The sequence below is a fragment of the Nitrospirota bacterium genome, assembly GCA_030645475.1.
Taxonomy (GTDB): Bacteria; Nitrospirota; Nitrospiria; order Nitrospirales; family Nitrospiraceae; genus Palsa-1315.
The window spans coordinates 1-4,439 of record JAUSMA010000030.1 but is presented as its reverse complement, the minus strand read 5'-3'; the positions used below and the strand labels follow the sequence as shown (position 1 = coordinate 4,439).

Genomic DNA, 4,439 nt, shown 5'->3' with positions numbered 1-4,439 from the left:
GCGACAACCCACAGACTGCGGCGGCCGTGGCTGCGGAGGCCGGTGTGGACGACTTCCTGGCGCAGGCCACGCCGGAAGCCAAACTCAAGCTGATTCGCGAGATGCAGGCCGGCGGACGGCTCGTCGCGATGACGGGGGATGGCACGAACGATGCCCCGGCCCTCGCTCAGGCAGACGTCGCCGTGGCCATGAATACCGGCACGCAAGCCGCCAAGGAAGCCGGAAACCTCGTTGACCTGGATTCGAATCCGACCAAGCTCATCGAAATCGTGGAAATCGGCAAGCAGCTCTTGATGACCCGAGGGGCGTTGACCACGTTTAGCATCGCCAACGATGTCGCGAAATATTTCGCGATTATTCCCGCGGCCTTCGCCTCGACCTATCCCGCGCTCAGCGTGCTTAATATTATGGGTCTGGCTACGCCGGCTAGTGCCGTATTGTCGGCCGTGATATTTAATGCGCTGATTATCATCGTCCTCATTCCTCTCGCCCTCCGTGGTATCCGGTATCAACCGATCGGCGCCGCGTTGCTGCTTCGCCGACATCTCCTGGTCTACGGGTTAGGCGGGATCATTGTCCCCTTCGTGGGCATCAAGCTCATCGATATGTTGCTTATCGCTCTGCACTTAGTCTGAGGAGGTATCTATGCGGACCCAACTTCGCCCGGCTTTGCTCATTCTCATGGCCCTGACCCTCATCACCGGGTTCCTCTACCCGCTCGTGATCACGGGGGTCGCGCAGGTGCTGTTCCCGAGGCAGGCCAATGGCAGCCTGATCCTGATCGACGGCAAGCCGGTCGGGTCTTCGCTGATCGGCCAGCCATTCGACGCGCCGAAGTATTTTTGGGGTCGTCCTTCCGCCACGTCACCGTTCCCCTACAACGCAGCCGCCTCGTCCGGGTCCAATCTGGGCCCTACGAATGAGGCGCTGACTAAAGCCATGCAGGCTCGCATTGATGCGCTCAAGGCTGCCGACCCGGACAATCCTCTGCCTCTCCCGGTGGATTTGGTCACCGCTTCGGGGAGCGGTCTCGACCCGCATATCAGTCCCGCATCTGCGAGTTACCAGGTAGCCCGCGTAGCGCGCACGCGCGGGATGGAGCAAGCCGTGGTTCGCCAACTTGTCTCTCAGCATACGGAAGGACGTCAGTTGGGGATTCTCGGAGAACCCCGGGTGAATGTGCTGGTGCTGAATCTTGCACTGGATACTCACGTGAAATAGAACCACTCGTACGATCATTCCGGGAACCAACGACCAACTGTGCTTGGACTGTAGTACAACGGCAAGAGCTCTCGTTGACCGAGTTCGGCATCTCTTCTACACTAATCCGGACGTTCCGATCCGCACGAATTCCATGTCACCGCTCGTCTACATCTGATGGAAGACCGACGACCAGATCCAGATGCCTTGCTGAGGCGCGTGCAGGCTGAAGAGGCTGAGCAGGCGCGCGGCAAGCTCAAAGTATTCTTTGGTGCCACGGCCGGCGTCGGGAAAACCTACGCGATGCTCGGAGCAGCGCACGAGCAGCACAATGACGGCGTGGATGTCATCGTGGGATGGGTGGAAACGCATGGTCGCGCGGAAACGGAAGCCCTGCTGGAAGGGCTGACGATTCTGCCGGCCCGCGTGGTCGAGCATCGCGGAACGACCTTGCGGGAATTCGATCTTGACGCGGCGCTCGTCCGTCGTCCTCAGCTCATCCTCATGGACGAACTGGCCCACACCAATGCTCCTGGTTCTCGGCATCCAAAACGATGGCAGGACGTGAAGGAACTCTTGAAGGCGGGCATCAACGTCTATACGACCGTCAATGTGCAGCACCTGGAGTGCCTGAACGATGTGGTGGCTCAGATCACGGGAGTGCGGGTGAATGAAACGGTGCCGGACTCGGTGCTCGAACAGGCCGATGATGTCGAGCTGATCGATCTCCCTCCGGATGACCTGTTGCAACGTCTGAAAGACGGTAAGGTCTACATGCCGGAGCAGGCGCAACATGCGATCCAGAATTTCTTCCGCAAGGGGAATCTGATCGCGTTGCGCGAATTGGCTCTCCGGCGAACAGCCGAGCGGGTGGATCAGCAGATGGAGGTGTACCGCCGCGACCATGCGGTGGTCCGGACGTGGCCTGCCGCCGAAACGATCATGGTCTGTGTGAATATGAAGCCCCGGGGACCCCGTTTGGTGAGGGCTGCCAGAACCATGGCGACGGGTCTCCATGCAAAATGGATCGCCGTGTATGTGCAAACACCCAGGCATCTGCGCATGCCTCAAGGCGACCGCGACCGGGTGAATCAGACGCTGCGACTCGCAGAGCTGCTAGGTGCCGAGACGGCGGTGCTGAGCGGAGCTAATGTCACACAAGAACTGTTGTCCTATGCACGCACGAGGAACGTGGCGAAGATCATCGTGGGGAAGCCGGTCCGTGCCAGATGGAAGGAATGGGTGTTCGGTTCAGTCGTGGCTGAACTCGTGCAACAGAGCGGGGAGACGGACATTTATGTGATCACGGGCGAGGCCGGTGAAAGCCGCCCGCTGGCGACTCAGGCGGTGAAACGTCACAGCGAATGGTCATCTTACGGCATGGGGGTCGTGGGTGTGGGCTTGTCAACGGGCGTGGCGTGGCTCATGTTCCCATACTTCGGTCCTGCTAATCTCATCATGATGTATTTGCTGGGAGTTGTCCTTGTGGCCAGTCGGTATGGACGAGGGCCGTCCGTCTTCGCCTCCGTGCTGAGCGTGGCGGCGTTCGACTTTTTCTTCGTCCCTCCGTACTTATCGTTCGCTGTGTCGGACGTTCAATATCTCCTGACCTTTGCCGTCATGTTGGTCGTGGCGCTCACGATCAGCGGACTAGCCGTCCGTACCAAGCAGCAGGCTGAGCTGGCTCGTCATCAGGAACGGCGTACGGCGGTCCTCTACGCATTGAGCCGCGATCTCGCCACGCATCGGGGGACAGGCATGCTGGCCCAACTCGCGGCGAAGCATCTTCGAGACGTGTTTGACGGCCAGGTCGCGATTTTTCTGGCGGACGCCGACAAACGGGTGCAGCTGCAACGTGGGGAACAACTGCATTTTGAATTCGACCCCAAGGAGTCTGGCGTGGCCCAATGGGTGTTCGAGCACAATGAGCGGGCCGGACTCGGGACCGATACACTCCCGGGGGCCAGCGCTCTGTACATGCCCTTGGTCGGTTCGTCCGGATCGATCGGGGTTGTGGCGGTGCGGCCGACTGAATCCAGCCGACTCTCGGACCCCGATCAGCTGCTCTTGCTCGAATCGCTGGTCAACCAAGTGGCGTTGGCGATCGAACGTACGCGCCTATCCGAGGAAGCCCAGCAGGCTCATGTGCATGTGGAAACGGAGCGCATGCGGAACGCCATTCTCAGTTCGGTCTCCCACGACCTGCGGACTCCGCTGGCGACCATTACTGGGGCTGCCAGTAGCTTGCTGGACGAACAGGGGCACCTCGATCCTGCCGCTCGGCTCGAGCTTGCTCGATCCATTTATCGGGAGGCGGATCGCCTGGACCGCTTACTCAAGAACCTGCTCGATATGATGCGAATCGAGGCAGGGGCGGTTCAACTGAGCAAAGAGTGGCATCCTGTGGATGAGGTTGTGGGTGCGGCCCTGGCCAGACTGGAGGGACGGTTGCGCGATCATACCGTCAACACGGCGTTTCCTGCCGACCTGCCGCTGGTGCTTGTCGATGGCGTGCTCCTGGAACAGATGGTGATCAATCTTGTGGAGAACGCCGTGAAGTATGCGCCCCAGGGAAGCGCGATCGATCTGTCCGCCTCGGCGAGCGATCATGAAGTGGTCGTTGAAGTTGCAGATCGAGGCCCGGGGATCCCGGTCGGCGAGGAGGCCCGCATCTTCGAGAAATTCTATCGTGCCAAGCCTGCACGAGAAGGCGGCGTCGGTCTTGGACTGACTATTTGCCGTGGGATCATCGAAGCGCACGGCGGGCACATCTGGGCTGAGAACCGGCGCGGAGGAGGAGCGGTGTTCCGCTTTGCGATTCCGCTGTTGGAACGTCAGCCGTCTGTCGAATCAGAACAAGCCGAAGCGAAGCCGGCCTAATCGATTTCGAAAAAGCGTTGCGGTCAGGAGGCCGACACCGGTATGTCAGGACAGGAAGTCACAGTGCTCCTCATCGAAGATGAACCGGAGATTCGCCGGTTCCTGCGGACAACGCTGCCCGCACACGGTTTTCGACTCTACGAGGCCGCGACGGGAAAGGATGGTCTGACGGAGGCCCAAGCGAGGAATCCCGATCTTATCCTGCTGGACCTCGGTCTGCCGGATCTTGAGGGAAGTGAGGTCATTCGCCAAATACGGGAGTGGACGGCCACCCCGATCATCGTGCTATCCGCTCGTGATCAGGAACAGGTCAAAGTGGCGGCACTCGACCTCGGTGCTGACGACTATGTGACGAAGCC

At 60.2% G+C, this 4,439-nt stretch carries 4 protein-coding genes; all 4 read left to right on the top strand.

Translation table 11 applies throughout. From position 1 onward, the window contains the following. Positions 1-635, top strand: a 635-nt coding sequence (locus Q7U76_07500) for an HAD-IC family P-type ATPase (GenBank protein MDO8356218.1), incomplete at its 5' end; no start/stop codon positions are given. Positions 636-645: 10 nt separating this feature from the next. Then, positions 646-1,221: a potassium-transporting ATPase subunit KdpC gene (gene kdpC / locus Q7U76_07495; GenBank protein ID MDO8356217.1), complete on the top strand. Its 576-nt coding sequence runs from the start codon at positions 646-648 to the stop codon at positions 1,219-1,221. Positions 1,222-1,377: 156 nt separating this feature from the next. After that, complete coding sequence (locus Q7U76_07490) at positions 1,378-4,080, top strand: sensor histidine kinase KdpD (protein ID MDO8356216.1); 2,703 nt, start codon at positions 1,378-1,380, stop codon at positions 4,078-4,080. Positions 4,081-4,122: 42 nt separating this feature from the next. Then, positions 4,123-4,439, top strand: a 317-nt coding sequence (locus Q7U76_07485) for a response regulator (GenBank protein MDO8356215.1), incomplete at its 3' end; no start/stop codon positions are given.